The organism is Sorangium sp. So ce302 (assembly GCF_051530145.1).
Taxonomy (GTDB): Bacteria; Myxococcota_A; Polyangia; order Polyangiales; family Polyangiaceae; genus Sorangium; species Sorangium cellulosum_B.
Genome location: NZ_CP150326.1, coordinates 9,254,442 through 9,267,948 on the forward strand (window position 1 = coordinate 9,254,442; position 13,507 = coordinate 9,267,948).

The 13,507-nt window shown below is 71.8% G+C and carries 13 protein-coding genes; 8 read left to right on the plus strand and 5 right to left on the minus strand.

Annotated features, from left to right (window positions below; all coding sequences use genetic code 11):
- Positions 1 to 113: 113 nt before the first annotated feature.
- Complete coding sequence (locus WME73_RS35120; protein ID WP_437912371.1) at positions 114 to 1,028, minus strand: hypothetical protein; 915 nt, start codon at positions 1,026 to 1,028, stop codon at positions 114 to 116.
- 429 nt (positions 1,029 to 1,457) lie between these two features.
- On the opposite strand from WME73_RS35120, the gene WME73_RS35125 reads away from it, so the two are divergent.
- On the plus strand, positions 1,458 to 4,481 hold the full coding sequence (locus tag WME73_RS35125) for a beta-propeller domain-containing protein (protein WP_437740721.1): 3,024 nt from the start codon (positions 1,458 to 1,460) through the stop codon (positions 4,479 to 4,481).
- A 67-nt stretch (positions 4,482 to 4,548) separates the two neighbouring features.
- On the opposite strand, the gene WME73_RS35130 is transcribed toward WME73_RS35125, so the two are convergent.
- A complete protein-coding gene (locus tag WME73_RS35130) occupies positions 4,549 to 4,809 on the minus strand; it encodes a hypothetical protein (RefSeq protein WP_437912372.1) in 261 nt (86 codons plus the stop codon).
- Entirely contained in the window at positions 4,806 to 5,456 is a 651-nt protein-coding gene (locus tag WME73_RS35135) for an RNA polymerase sigma factor (protein WP_437851945.1), read from the minus strand. Before WME73_RS35135 ends, WME73_RS35130 begins: the two co-directional genes overlap by 4 nt.
- 152 nt (positions 5,457 to 5,608) lie before the next feature.
- Here WME73_RS35135 and WME73_RS35140 point away from each other — a divergent pair, with 152 nt between their 5' ends.
- The 6 genes from WME73_RS35140 (at position 5,609) to WME73_RS35165 (ending at position 10,311) form a co-directional block, all read left to right on the plus strand.
- The gene (locus WME73_RS35140) at positions 5,609 to 5,965 is read left to right on the plus strand and encodes a hypothetical protein (protein WP_437740724.1); all 357 of its coding nucleotides are present in this window, start codon (positions 5,609 to 5,611) and stop codon (positions 5,963 to 5,965) included.
- 181 nt (positions 5,966 to 6,146) lie between these two features.
- Complete coding sequence (locus WME73_RS35145) at positions 6,147 to 6,665, plus strand: hypothetical protein (RefSeq protein WP_437740725.1); 519 nt, start codon at positions 6,147 to 6,149, stop codon at positions 6,663 to 6,665.
- 153 nt (positions 6,666 to 6,818) lie between these two features.
- Positions 6,819 to 7,745 (plus strand): Grx4 family monothiol glutaredoxin, encoded by a 927-nt coding sequence (gene grxD, locus WME73_RS35150; RefSeq protein ID WP_437912373.1) that lies wholly within the window; start codon positions 6,819 to 6,821, stop codon positions 7,743 to 7,745.
- Positions 7,746 to 7,894: 149 nt separating this feature from the next.
- Entirely contained in the window at positions 7,895 to 9,286 is a 1,392-nt protein-coding gene (locus WME73_RS35155) for a sigma 54-interacting transcriptional regulator (protein WP_437912374.1), read from the plus strand.
- Positions 9,287 to 9,350: 64 nt separating this feature from the next.
- On the plus strand, positions 9,351 to 9,833 hold the full coding sequence (rraA, locus tag WME73_RS35160; RefSeq protein ID WP_437912375.1) for a ribonuclease E activity regulator RraA: 483 nt from the start codon (positions 9,351 to 9,353) through the stop codon (positions 9,831 to 9,833).
- Between the two features lie 229 nt (positions 9,834 to 10,062).
- Positions 10,063 to 10,311 carry a hypothetical protein gene (locus WME73_RS35165; protein ID WP_437543878.1) on the plus strand — a complete coding sequence of 83 codons (249 nt, stop codon included), beginning with the start codon at positions 10,063 to 10,065 and terminating at the stop codon, positions 10,309 to 10,311.
- 67 nt (positions 10,312 to 10,378) lie between these two features.
- Here the strand turns inward: WME73_RS35165 and WME73_RS35170 are convergent, their stop codons facing one another.
- Together WME73_RS35170 and WME73_RS35175 are read right to left on the minus strand one after the other, a co-directional pair.
- Positions 10,379 to 12,235, minus strand: coding sequence for a hypothetical protein (locus WME73_RS35170; RefSeq protein ID WP_437912376.1), 1,857 nt, complete (start codon positions 12,233 to 12,235; stop codon positions 10,379 to 10,381).
- Between the two features lie 11 nt (positions 12,236 to 12,246).
- Entirely contained in the window at positions 12,247 to 12,879 is a 633-nt protein-coding gene (locus WME73_RS35175; protein WP_437912377.1) for a hypothetical protein, read from the minus strand.
- Positions 12,880 to 12,921: 42 nt separating this feature from the next.
- Between WME73_RS35175 and WME73_RS35180 the strand changes: the two genes are divergently transcribed.
- Positions 12,922 to 13,464, plus strand: coding sequence for a hypothetical protein (locus tag WME73_RS35180; RefSeq protein WP_157907074.1), 543 nt, complete (start codon positions 12,922 to 12,924; stop codon positions 13,462 to 13,464).
- Positions 13,465 to 13,507: the final 43 nt, after the last annotated feature.

The window sequence follows — 13,507 nt, forward strand, 5'->3', positions numbered from 1 at the left end:
ACCTCCGGGCTCAGGCGGTCACAGGTCGAGATTCCTTCGCTCGGCGGGTGATCATGGCAGAGATCGCCGCCGCAGCGGTCAGCGGCGAAGTCGGCCCCTGAACTTCACCCGCTCTACTCGCCGGAAGCCGCCCCGATGCATGCCTCGAGCTCCGGCGTCGCCCGCCAGCCGCACTCGCCCGACGCGCCCCGCTCGCACACGCTGTGCTCCTTGTAACACGCGTACTCCTCGAGCCACTCGCACGTGGTGACGATATCCACACCCTCGTCGGCGCAGATCTGCCCGCTGCAGCCGGTCACCACGCACGGCGCAGCCTCGCCGCCGCCGATGCACGCCTCGAGCTCCGGCGTCGCCCGCCAGCCGCACTCGCCCGACGCGCCCCGTTCACACACGCCGTGCTCCTTGTAACACGCGTACTCCTCCCGGTACTCGCAGGTCGTGGCCACGTCCTCATCCGCGCAGACCTGACCGCTGCAGCCGGTCACCACGCACGGCGCAGGCTTGTCGCCGCCAATGCACGCCTCGAGCTCCGGCGTCGCCCGCCAGCCGCACTCGCCCGACGCGCCCCGCTCGCACACGCCGTGCTCCTTGTAACACGCGTATTCATCGAGCCACTCGCAGGTCGTGACCACCTCCTCATCGGCGTCGGCACAGACCTGACCGCTGCAGCCGGTCACCACGCACGGCGCAGGCTCGCCGCCGCCAAGGCACGCTTCGAGCTCCGGCGTCTCCCGCCAGCCGCACTCGCCCGACGCGCCCCGCTCGCACACGCCGTGCTCCTTGTAACACGCATATTCCTCACGGTACTCGCAGTCCGTGACCACGTCCTCGTCCGCGCAGACCTGGCCGCTGCAGCCGGTCACCTGGCACGAGGCCGGCTCGCCGCCCGCCACCCCACCTCCCCCAGGGCCAGCCCCCCCGCCCTCGATCGGGCCCTGACAGCCTTTGCCCTTGGCGCCGGTGAGCAAAGGTACGAAGAGCATGAGCATCGCAACGACAAGTCGGTGACGTTTGCTGAAAAGATCCATCGTCAAGCCTCCTATCAAGAGATAGACGAACCTGCCATTCGGCAGCCGCGGGCGCCAGGATTCACACCTCGTGCCAAGCACGGCGCCGGCGCCCCCCACGCATCCACGCGCGCAGACGCGATGCTCTGGCGATGACGAGCAGCTGCCCACAAACCGCGTGAGCCGCCTCCAGGTCATGAGAGCTCACCCCGGGATCAGGGCATCGAACATCGTCACGGCGCACGCCTTGCGGGCAGGCCCATGACCGCCGGCAGCCCGCCTGCCGCACACTCTGGCACAGGCCGCGGTAATACCCGCAAATTCCTTGGATTTTTCGCGAGACTCCGCGTGGCCCGTTATTTGCTATGTGCGCCGGGCACGGGACCTGAACAGCGCACGCGCACCGGCGCAGACATGACGCCCTGTGTCTCGTCCTCAACGAGGTGAACTATGACCTTCCTGTCTCGAACTTACGCCGGCTGGCTCGTCCTCGCGACGGCGGCGGCCTCGGCCGGACTCACCGGCTGCGGGAAAGGCTCGACGGGGCCTTCCTCCGAAACCGGTTCGACCGATTTCATCTCTGACAATCCGAGGGCCGGCGGTGGAAGAGATACGGCCGGGGATGGCGGCGAGGGCTCAGCGGGCACCGGAGGCGACGGCGCCCCGACCGCGCCCCCGGCCGACGGCGACGCCGAGCGCGCGATCACCGAGGCCGACATCATCCAGGTCAAAGACGGCAAGCTCTACGCGCTCTCGCAGTACTCGGGGCTCAGCATCATCGACATCTCCCGGCGCGACCGGCTGAGCCTCCTCGGGCGCTACCGGGCGAGCGGGATCCCCTTCGAGATGTACCTGCGCGACGGGGTCGTCTACGCGATGTTCTCGTCGTGGACCCAATACATCTACGACGCGGCCACCGGCGAGTACTCCTATGAGCAATCGAGCCACATCGAGGCGCTCGACGTCTCCGACCCGGCGGATATCCAGCAGATCGGCTCGTTCGACCTGCCGGGCGCCATCTCCGACTCGCGCATCGTCGGCGACGTGCTCTATACCGTCACGTTCGAGGACGGCGGCTGCTGGGGGTGCAAGGAGTCGCGGAACACCACGATCACCTCCCTGGCCGTCGGCGCCCCCGCCGAGATCGCCGTGGTCGATCAGCTGAGCTACGACGACGACCCCAACGACTACGGGTGGCAGCGCAGCGTGAGCGTCACCCAGGACCGCATGTACATCGCGGGCATCGAGTGGGACGGCACCGACGAGGGGCACTCCACCATCCAGGTCGTCGACATCTCCGATCCCGGCGGCGCGCTCGTCGAGGGCGCGAGCGTCGAGGCCGTCGGCCAGATCCAGAGCCGCTGGCAGATGGACGAGCACGAGGGCGTCCTCCGCGTCGTCAGCCAGCCCGGCCTCTGGCGGACCGACGCGCTGCCCGGCGTCCAGACCTTCGCCGTCGCGTCCTCGCAAGAGCTCACGCCCCTCGGCTTCACCGAGCTCACCCTGCCCAGGCCCGAGACGCTGCGCTCCGTGCGCTTCGACGGCGACCGCGCCTACGCGATCACGGCGGAGCAGACCGACCCGCTCTTCACGATCGATCTCAGCGATCCGGAGCACCCCGCCCAGCTCGGCGAGCTCGAGATGCCCGGCTGGGTCTACCACATGGAGCCGCGCGGCGACCGGCTGCTCGCCCTCGGCTTCGACAACGCCGCCACGGGCGGCTCGCTCCACGTCTCGCTCTTCGACGTCTCCGACCTCGCGAAGCCCACGATGCTGGAGCGCGTCCATTTCGGCGGCGACTGGGCGAGCTTCGCCGAGGGCCAGGACCGGATCCACAAGGCCTTCACCATCCTCGACGATCTCGGCACCATCCTCGTGCCGTACAGCGGCTGGGACATCGACGAGGCCGAGGGCTGCGGCTCGTACGAGAGCGGCGTCCAGCTTGTCGACTTCACGGCCGACACGCTCACGAAGCGCGGCTCGGCGCCGGCGCGCGGCCAGGCGCGCCGCGCCTTCGTCCACGACACGCGGCTCTTCGCCGTCTCCGACCAGGAGGTCGGGACGTTCAACATCGAGGATCGTGACGCCCCGGTCGAGGCCGCCGACCTGGCCCTGGCGACGGTCGTCAGCAACACGGTCGCCACCGGCGATCTCGTGATCCGCATGGGCGCGGACTGGTGGACACAGGCCGCGGCGCTCGAGGTCGTGTACGCCGCGGAGCCGGGGCGCGCCGAGCCGATCGGGAAGCTCGACCTCGCGACGCTGGCCTCCGGATCGAAGAGCGACTGCTACGGGTCCGGCCTCGTCAACGCGCAGCTCTTCGCGCACGGGCAATACGCCTACCTGCTCTGGCCCTCGTACGCGGACTCGACGAAGACGAGCCTCGCCGTCATCGATCTCACGAACCCCGAAGCCCCCCGGATCGCGAGCCAGCGCGATCTGCCGTTCACCAGCAACGCGCTCTACTATAACGGGTACTACGGCAGGATCGTCCCCGCGGGCGCCGCCGTGGTCCAGGCAGGGAGCACGCTCGTGCTCCGCAACGTCGAGGACCAGTACTACGACTACGAGGACGGCAGCGGCGCCCCGCCGCCGCAGCCCCGCGATCCGTCGCTCGAGATCATCGACCTCTCGAACCCGTCGAGCCCGACGCACCGCTCGCTGCCCCTGCCGGACGGCGCCGGTTACACAGGCCTGCAGCTCGACGGCACCACCGTGCTGACGTCGCACTGGGTGCCGCTGTCGAACGACGCTTCCAGGGCGCGCTTCTACATCGACCGCATCGACGTGGCCGATCCCTCATCGGCGGTCGTGCGGACGCCGGTCAACGTGCCCGGCTCGCTGCTGACCTTCGATGCCGCGTCGGACCGCGCGCTCACGATCGATTACGAGGCGGTCGAGCTCGAGGTCGCGAGCTACCAGGAGTGCTACAGCGCGTTCAGCTACTACGCTGAATTCGTGCCGGCGAACCAGGAGAACTACGATGGCCCCGGCGTCTGCCGCGGGACGCACCACACCCTCAAGCTGCTCGACGTCGGCAGCGCGAGCGCGCGCCTCCGGGACGAGCACACGCTCGACGACGACACCCGCCTGGACCAGGTGTTCGTGGGCGATGACCGCGTGTTCATGTACACCTCCGGGTACTACGCCGTGGGCGACGCGGTGGGCGGGGGCGCGTACTCGTCCGGGATCCTCGTGGCCAGCGGGCTCGTGGAAGGCAGCATCGATGTCGCGATGAAGGAGCTCTCGAGCCCCGACGCCGGCTGGCCGCGCGCGGTGGACGGGACGCGCCTCCTCCTCGCCGGCTACAACCCGCCCGGGCTCTCGGTGCTCGACGCGGCCGACCTCGACGAGCTGACGCTCGAAATGAAGGGCGAGCTCTCGTCGTACGTCTCGCAGGTGACGATCTCCGGCGACACCGCGCTCTGCGCGCTCTGGTACCACGGGCTCGAGGTCGTCGACCTCGGCGACTGATCCACGCGCCGCCCCTTCGCCGCGCACCGCTCGTCACGGGCAGCGCGGCGAAGGCGCCGCCCGGCCGCTACCCTCCCCCGTAGATCTGCCCGATCTTCTGCACCGAATCCCACACGTACACGAAGCCCGAGCTCAGCAGGAGCCCCGGCAGGATCACCGCCGACCAGGCGAGCGAGAGCCGTGTGCTCGGCGCGAGGCGCTCCGTCTCCACCAGCGCGTCGCGGGCGAGGCGCCGGACCGCGTCGGCCCGGGCCGGTTCGAGCGGGGCGACCGGCGGCAGATCGGCGAGGCCCCTCGCCAGAGGATCCTCTCCTGAGAACGGCTTCATCGAGAACCTCCTCGCGTCTGTCCATCCGTCGCATCCGCGGCGTCCGCGGCGGAGATCGAGGTCGTCGATCCCCGCCGGGGCCGCTCAGCATTTCGCCTTTCGAGGCGGGCCGCAAGCTCGGCGCGGGCGCGCGACAGGCGCTTGCGCGCGGCGTCCTCGCGGATGCCGAGCACCTGGGCGACCTGCGCCGTGTCGAGCCCCTCGACGGCCCCGAGGAGCAACACCTCGCGGTGCACCGCCGCGAGATCGCGGAGCGCCGCCTCCAGCGCCGCCACGTCGGCTCGGGCGTCCGCCGTGCCCTCGGGCTCGGGCGCGGCCGGCGCGGGCTCGCGGGAGAACAGGGCGGCGCGGGCGAGGTCGAGCAAGGCGGAGCGGCGGTGGCTCCGGTAGCGGTTCCTGGCGATCGTGAACAGCCACGCGGCGAGATCGGTGTCCTCGGCGAGCCGGCCGGCGTGGCGCGCGACGGCGAGCCAGGTGTCCTGGAACAGGTCCTCGGCGACGTCGCGCCGGCCGGAGAGGCGCACGAGGAAGCTGAAGATCCGGGGGTGGTAACGCGCGTAGAGCTCGTCGAAGGCGCGCGGATCGCGGCGCCTCAGGCGAGCCGCGAGCTCGGCGTCGGACGGAGCTGCTGCGCCCTCCCTCTCCACGCCGGCATAACGCGCGAGGGCTGCGGGCGTGACAAGGAAGTTTTCTGGTCACGGGATCCGCGGCGCCGCGTTGGGGCTCGTGAAGGCCGGCGCACACGACGGCGGCGACGGCACGCGGCAGGCAGAGAAGAGCAGACGAGAGGGAGGCACCGATGTTCGATTTCTTCGTCGAGGGCGGCTGGGGGATGTGGCCTATCCTGGTCTTCGGGATGGTCACGGTCGGCGCGGGGCTGCAGTTCGCCCGGCGGCCGGAGCCCGGGAAGCTCGGGTTCGTCGCGGCCATGGGGCTGACGACGCTGGTCGCGACGATCCACGCGACGTGGATCGACCTCGGCGCGGTGTTCAGCGCCCTGTCCGACCCGGCGAAGGTGCCTGACGGCGAGCTCGCGCGTGTGCTCATCGTGGGGCTGAAGGAGAGCACGCGGCCCGGGTCGCTCGGCGGGTTGCTGCTCGCCATCGCGTGCCTGCTCTCGGCGGTGGGCGTCCTGCGCGCCGGTCGGGCGGCGTGATACGCGGCGCGGCGGCGCGCGCCGCGGCGAGCCGTGGCGAGCCGCGCGACGCGAATTCGTGAGCGCCGGCGGGCCGCGAGGACGCACGCTCCCCGGCGGAGGGGGCGGCCGGGAGCGCGGCGGCGGGTCTCGCCCGGCGCCGGCGCTTGGCGCCGGGGCCCGGGTGCGGCACACAAGGTCCATGGGCAGAGCCGAGCTCGCGCAGCTGATCGATCGCGATGGCCTCGACGCCTCGGATGGCTCTCGAGGCCGCCTCGCGATCGCCGTCCCGGCGGCGTGGGCGCGCGACGGCGCCGACATCGAGATCGCCGTGCCCGCCCGCGTCACCTGCGCCCGCTGCGACGGCGGCGGCTGCGACAGCTGCGCCCGGAGCGGCGCCCACCGCGCCCCGGCGGAGGTCGCCGCGAGGACGCTGCGGCTCCGGCTCCCCCCCGATCTCAGCGGCGGCGTGACGCTCCGCCTCGTGCGCCCGTTCGGCGAGCACGCCCCGCTCGATCAGCTCCTCGTCGAGCTCCGCGAAGACGGCGCGGCGTCGCCGGGCGTGCACCGCGTCCCGCCGCCCCCGTCGGACGCGCTCGCGCGCTCTCCGACGGCGAGCGGCGGGCGCTTCCGTAGGCTCGGCGCCGAGCTCGGCGCGCCGGCCCTTATCGCGACCCTCGCCGCGATCGCGGCGGTCCTGGGGCTCCTGCTCGGCCGCTGAGCGCGCAGGGAGGCGGCGCGCTCCGCCCTCGGTCGACGCGGGCGAGGCCGGCTGGAGGGCCTCGCTGCCGTGCTTTGCTCATGCTAGCGAGAGGCCCGCGGACGCGCGCGGGAGCCGACCGCACCGCCACCGCCGCGCAGGGAGAGCAAGCACATGAGTCTCAGCGAGCCCATGCGGGCCAGGATCGCCACCATCATCCGCGAGAGCGATGTCGTCCTGTTCATGAAGGGCACGCGCACCGTGCCGCAGTGCGGGTTCTCCGCCACGGTGGTGAACATCCTCGACGAGCACCTCCCCGAGTACCAGACGGTGGACGTGCTCTCGGATCCCGCGCTGCGCGACGGAATCAAGGAGTTCTCGAGCTGGCCCACGATCCCGCAGCTCTACGTGCGCGGCGAGTTCGTCGGCGGCTGCGACATCGTGAAGGAGCTGCACGCGACCGGGGAGCTCGTGAAGGCGCTCGGGCTCGCGCAGGGCGAGGCGCAGGCGCCGCCCACGCTCCGCGTGACCGCGGCGGCGCTCGCGGCGTTCGCGGCCGCGAAGGAGTCCGAGGCCGACTTCGTCCACATCGAGATCGACCCGTCCTACAACTACGGCCTTTACTTCGGCCCGCGGCAGGCAGGTGACGTCGAGGCCCAGGCGGGCGGGGCGGTGTTCCTGCTCGACCGCGCGAGCGCGCGGCGCGCCGAGGGGCTGTCGATCGACTTCGTCGAGGGCCCCTCCGGCGGCGGCTTCAAGCTGGAGAGCCCGAACGAGCCGCCGAAGGTCAAGCAGATCTCGTCGACCGCGCTCAAGGCCCTTCTGAGCAGCGGCGAGGCGCTCGAGCTGTTCGACGTCCGGACCGAGCAGGAGCGCAAGATCGCCACGATCGAGGGGGCCCGTCACCTCGATCAGGCAGGGCAGCGGTACCTGGAGACGCTCGCGAAGGACGCGCGGATCGTCTTCCACTGCCACCACGGCGGCCGCAGCCAGGCAGCCGCCGAGCACTACCTCGCGAAGGGCTACAGGAACCTTTACAACCTCCAGGGCGGAATCGATGCGTGGTCGCAAGATGTCGACCCCTCGGTGCCGCGGTACTGAGCGCCTCGGCCAGAGGCACGCCCACAACGAGCAACCGCACACCCACGACGAGAGAGGCGCGGGCATCGCTTCTCGATAGATTTTTTCGACCACAACGGCCAACATCCGAGAGCCTTCAGGGCCGGCGTGGGATCATGTATGCGTAAGGTGTGGGTGCCGACGATCAGTCGACGATCAGGGCGTCCGACACCGCGCCGTCGGCGTCGCCGGAGGGGGCGACGCCTGGCCTGGTGGTCATCTTCGCCCGCGGCCAGCCTGCCTGCGCGCCGATCCCGCTCGAGGGCGGCGCGGTCGTGCTGGGCCGCGCAGCGGCGGACGACACGGTGGTGGTCGAGGACGAGCAGGTGTCGCGCCGGCACGCCCGCATCGCGCTGTCGGGCGCGGGTCTCCGGATCACCGATCTCGGCAGCAGGAACGGCACCTTCGTCGATGGAGCGCAGATCGAGGATCAGGTCTTCTCGTCGCTCCCGCGCGTGATCCGGCTCGGGAGCACGCTGCTGCGCTTCACCATGGACATCGAGCCGTTCCAGCGCGGCGGGGTCCTGGAGCACGAGGACGGGCTGGTCGGCCCCACGCTCAGGCAGGTCCGCGAGGCGATCCACCGCGCGGGGATGCGCGGGGATACCTTGCTGCTCACCGGGCCGAGCGGCTCGGGCAAGGAGCTCGGGGCGCGCGCCTACCATGCGGCGACGGGGCGGGGCGGCCCCTTCGTCGCCGTGAACTGCGCCGCGATCCCGGAGGGCCTCGCGGAGCGGCTGTTCTTCGGGGCGCGGCGGGGCGCCTACTCGGACGCAACCGCCGACGCCGAGGGCTATGTCCAGGCTGCCCACGGCGGCACGTTGTTCCTCGACGAGATCGCGGAGCTCGATCTGTCGGTTCAGCCGAAGCTGCTCCGCGTCCTCGAGACCCGGGAGGTGGTCGCGCTCGGCGACACGCGCCCGCGCAAGGTGGAGTTCCGCCTGTGCGCGGCCACGTTGAAGGATCTCCAGGCCGAGGTCGCAACGCGCCGGTTCCGGGACGACCTCTATTACCGGATCGGCCGGCCCGAGGTGCGGATCCCGTCGCTGACGGAGCGGCTCGAGGAGATCCCCTGGCTGGTGGCGGCGGAGCTCAGGCGCACCGGCGCGCGGCTCGCGCCGGGGGCCAGCTTCCTGGAGTGCTGCGCGCTGCGCGCGTGGCCGGGCAACGTGCGGGAGCTGCTCTGCGAGGTGAGGCAGGCGGGCCTCGCGGCGCTCGCGGCCGGGCGCACCGCCGTGGAGGTGGCGGATCTCGCGCCGTCCGCGGGCCTCGACATCACGGAGGTCGCGAGGCGCACGCCGGCGCCGCCGGAGATGCGGCGGCTCGCCATCGAGACGGCGCTGCGGCGCGAGCAGGGGAACGTCACGCGGGCGGCGCGCTCGCTCGGGATGCACCGGAACCAGCTGCGCCGGTGGCTCGCCCGGCATGGCGTCGACTCGGCGGCCTTCGCCAGCGCGGGCAAGCGCAAGGGCGGCGCCTCCCTCCCCTCCGCCAAGGACGGCGAGCGCCACGAGCCCTCGTGACCGGCGGCGGATGAGCGGTTGAATCCGGCGGTCGACGACCTAGGAAGGCGGACGGGGAGTCTTCATGAGCTCAGAGATCAGAACCACGGATCTATGCGACGAGCACCCGGACGTCCTCGTCGCCGATCCGATCTTCCGGGATTACGGCGGAGCTCGGCTGTTTCACGGGCACATCACCACGGTGAAGGTCCATGAGGACAACGTGCTCGTCCGCAAGGCGCTCGAAGAGCCCGGCCAGGGGCGGGTGCTGGTCGTGGACGGAGGCGGCTCCCTCCGCTGCGCGCTCCTCGGGGACAACATCGCCGCCATGGCCCACCAGAACGGCTGGGCCGGTGTGATCGTTCACGGGTGCATCCGCGATGCGGAGGCGATCGGCCAGATCCCGATCGGCGTGAAGGCCCTCGCGACGCACCCGAGGAAGAGCGCCAAGAAGGGCGCGGGGGACCGCGACATCGCCGTGACGTTCGCCGGCGTCACGTGGGTTCCTGGCGAGCTCGTCTATGCCGATCATGACGGCATCGTTTGCGCGCAGGCGCAACTTGCCTGAGAGCCCGCACACGCGCTCGCGTCCCAGGTGCGGCAAAACGCACGTCCCTGGGCGCTTTTGCCACACCTCGAGAGGAGGGCGCGCGGCGGCTGCGCCCGGTATGGCTGGGCTCGGATCCGGTCAGGACGCGTGAACGTCGCGCGCCGCGTCGAAGCGCGCCAACTGGCGCGGCCAATGCATCACGAGCAGGGAAGGAGCGATCAACACTCGTAGAATCGGGAGGACAAGAATGGGCAACATCACATCGGAACTGAAGAGCGATCTGAACAAGAGCCTGGAGTCGCTCCAGACCCTGCGCGACGAGATCCGCGTCAGGCTCCACCTTGCCGGCATGGACGCGAAGGACGCCTGGGACAAGCTGGAGCCCAAGCTCCTCGACGCCGAGAAGCTGGCCGACGACGTCTCCGAGGCCTCGCGGCACGCGCTGCGCGAGATCGTGGAGAAGGTGAAGGAGTTCCGCTCGTCGCTCCCCTCCTGATCGCCGCGCCACCGCGGCGGAACGAGACGGAATCGCGACGAGATCGAGGTGGGGGCGCGACGCCGGGTCAGCCCCGCAGCGCGGCCGCCACGACGCGCGCGACGCTCCCCCACCCTGGATCCGCCGCGCAGGCCGCGAGCCGCTCCCCGACGACGTGGGAGCGCCGGTGATCGTAGAAGCCGGGCGGCCGCGGGAAGGCGGTGAGCGGCGCGCGCAGGAGGGTCTTCTCGACCTGCGCGAGCATCGCTGTGTTGTGCACGAAGCCGAGCCCGCTCTGGATGTCGGCGAGCGTCGAGCCCGGGTGGCCACCCCAGGGCGGGACGACGGCCGCGTGCGCGGCGGCGGGCGCCTGGTTCACCGCGATCACGCCGTACCGAAGATCGAGCAGCGCGCGGTCGAGCGCGGCCCCGACGGCGGGGTCCTCCTCGCTCATCGGGTGCGCCACGATCGTCGCGCCAAGGCTGCCCCGGAGCCGGTCGTTGCAGAAGCGGGTCGCCGCCTCCAGGAACTCCACCGGATCGCTCGAGCCGACCTCGACGACGGAGAGCACGCCGCCGAGCGGCTCGGTCGAGAACAGCGGCTCGGCGGCGTCCGACGCGGCGAGCCCGGCGATCAGCGTCCATGGGAGCTCGCCCGGCCCTGGCGCGCCGATGCGCGCGACCCCGCACGGCAGCGGCACGTCGGCGGAGGCATCGAGGCGCTCGGGCTCGATCGGCGCGCGCCCGGCCGTGAGCGCGGCGTACCGCGCCTCGGCCTCCGGGTGGGCGGCGCGCCGCGGCGGCACGGCGGCGAGCGCGCGGCGCAGCATCCGGAAGAGCAGCGGCCGCTGCGCGAAGCCCCTGGGCAGCACGAGGACGCTGGCGGCATGGCTGCCGTGCGACGCGCCGCTCACGACCTGGCTCGCGAGGCACCTCGCCTGGAACCAGAGCTCGTCGCCGCCGTAGAGCCACGGCATCACGAGGACCGGGCTGGCGCCGCCGAGCGTGGAGGAGATGGGCTTGTCCAGCAGCCGCTCTCCCGACGCCCGCCGGCGCGCCTGCGGCAGGCCCGGTGGCCCCCAGACGAGCGCGTCGTGCGCGCCCGCCGGGCCGGTGACGTGGACCTCCGAGACGGCGGGGTGAGCCGCGAGGTAGGCGCCCGACTCGGCGCCGCCGTAGACGAAGCGGAGGAGCCCGCGCGCGACGAGCGGCGCGAGGGCGCGCTCGACCAGCGCGCCGAGGGGCGCGCTCCGCGGGCTCATCGCGAGCGCCACGACGCGCCCCTCGACGAAGAGCTTGTGCAGCGCTTCCCGGAGGGGGACGCCGGCGACGTCGCCCGCGCCGAGCACCAGCGCGACGCCCCCTTCGGGGTCGCGCTGCTGGTAGAAGCGCGCCTGCTCTTCCCGGACGCCCTCGCGCGTCGCCCCGGGCTGCATCAGCACGCGCACGCGGAGGGGCCCGTGCAGGGCGGTGTCCTTCAGGCGCGTCGGGAACACCTCCACCTCGATCCGGCCGTCCGCGCGGGCGCGCACCGCCCCGCGGCCGAGCCGGGGGCGTCCGCGCGCGGCGATGTCCTCGAGCGCCTCGGCCAGGCGGCGCACCTGCGAGAGCGTGACGCAAGGCCCCGCGAGCCACGCCTCGCCGCTCGCCGCCGAGCCGGGATCGAGCCCCCGGTCGGCGCACGACGCCTCGACCTCGGCGCGCGCGGCGGCGAGCAGGCCCGGGAGCGACGAGCGGAGCAGGGAGGCCTTCTCGAGGGCCGGCATGCGAGCGAACCCGAGCGCGGCGTCGCCCAGCTCGGACAGCGCACGATCGAGCTCGGCCGAGGCTGTCTCGGCGCCGCGCGCGGCGCGCGGATCGACCGCCGGCACGGCCGCGGCGCCGCTCGAGGCGGCGCTTCCGGGCGCGAGTTCTGTGACGGCGACGACTTCGGGGACTGGCGGCATCGGGACGGAGATTACAGGCTGGAGATCGCGCGCGCGAGCGCGGCGACGGTTCGCGGCACGCGTGTAGCCGGCGTGCTCGGGATTCGGTACAGTCCACCGCCATGGATTGCGCTTTCACCACGGGTCTGGGCCCCGCGCGCGCGCCCTCCTCCGGGGCAGCTCTCCGCCCGGCAGCTTGCGGCCTCCTTCTCGGCCTCGGCGCGCTCCTCCTCGCGCCAGCGGCGACAGCGCAACAGAACGCTCAGCCGCTCCCGCAGGGCCAGGCGCAGCCCGGCGGAGCTGCCCAGGCGCCGTCCGGGTATCCCCAGCAGCAGGGGTATCCTCAGCAACAGGGGTATCCTCAGCAACAGGGGTATCCTCAGCAGCAGGGGTATCCTCAGCAGCAGGGATATCCTCAGCAGCAGGGGTATCCTCAGCAGCAGGGGTATCCTCAGCAGCAGGGATATCCTCAGCAGCAGGGGTATCCTCAGCAGCAGGGATATCCTCAGCAGCAGGGGTATCCTCAGCAGCAGGGGTATCCTCAGCAGCAGGGGTATCCTCAGCAGCAGGGGTATCCTCAGCAGCAGGGGTATCCTCAGCAAGGCTACCCTCAGCAGCAAGGTTATCCTCAGCAGGGATACCCCCAGCAAGGTTATCCTCAGCAAGGCTATCCTCAGCAGCCGCCCGGCTATGGTCAGGGCTATGCCTTGCCGGCCGGGCCCCCGCCGCCCCCGAAGCCCCCCGAGTCCACCTGCTGCCGCTGGTCGGTCCGCTACAACGCCCTGGATCTGCTGTTCGGGAAGATGACGTTCGAGGGCGAGGTCGCGATCATCGGGCCGCTCACCATCGGGATCGCGCCGTCGTGGATCTGGGGCTCGCTCGAGGACGCGTCGCTCGACACGACCGGCTACGCGCTCGCGGCCGACGTCGGTGTCTACGTCGAAGGCAAGGCGCTGCGGGGCTTCTGGGTGAAAGGGCGCCTCGGCTACGAGTCGTTCGAGGCGGTCATCACCCCTCCCGGGCGGCTCGAGGGCCGCGGCGATGTGAGCAGCGTCGTCCTCGGCGGCATGGTGGGGAGCACGAACGTGCTCAGCCGAGACGGCGGATTCGCCATGTCGGGAGGCTTCGGGATCGGCGTGGCGCTCGCCGATCCCGTGACGATCACCGCGGGCCCCTACCAGTATTCCTTCTACGAGAAGGCGGGGAAGATCAAGCTCATGGGGTCGCTCTCGCTCGGCGTCGTCTTCTGATCGACGCCCTCGCCTTGTAGTCGCCAATCCGCGCGCGACGCCG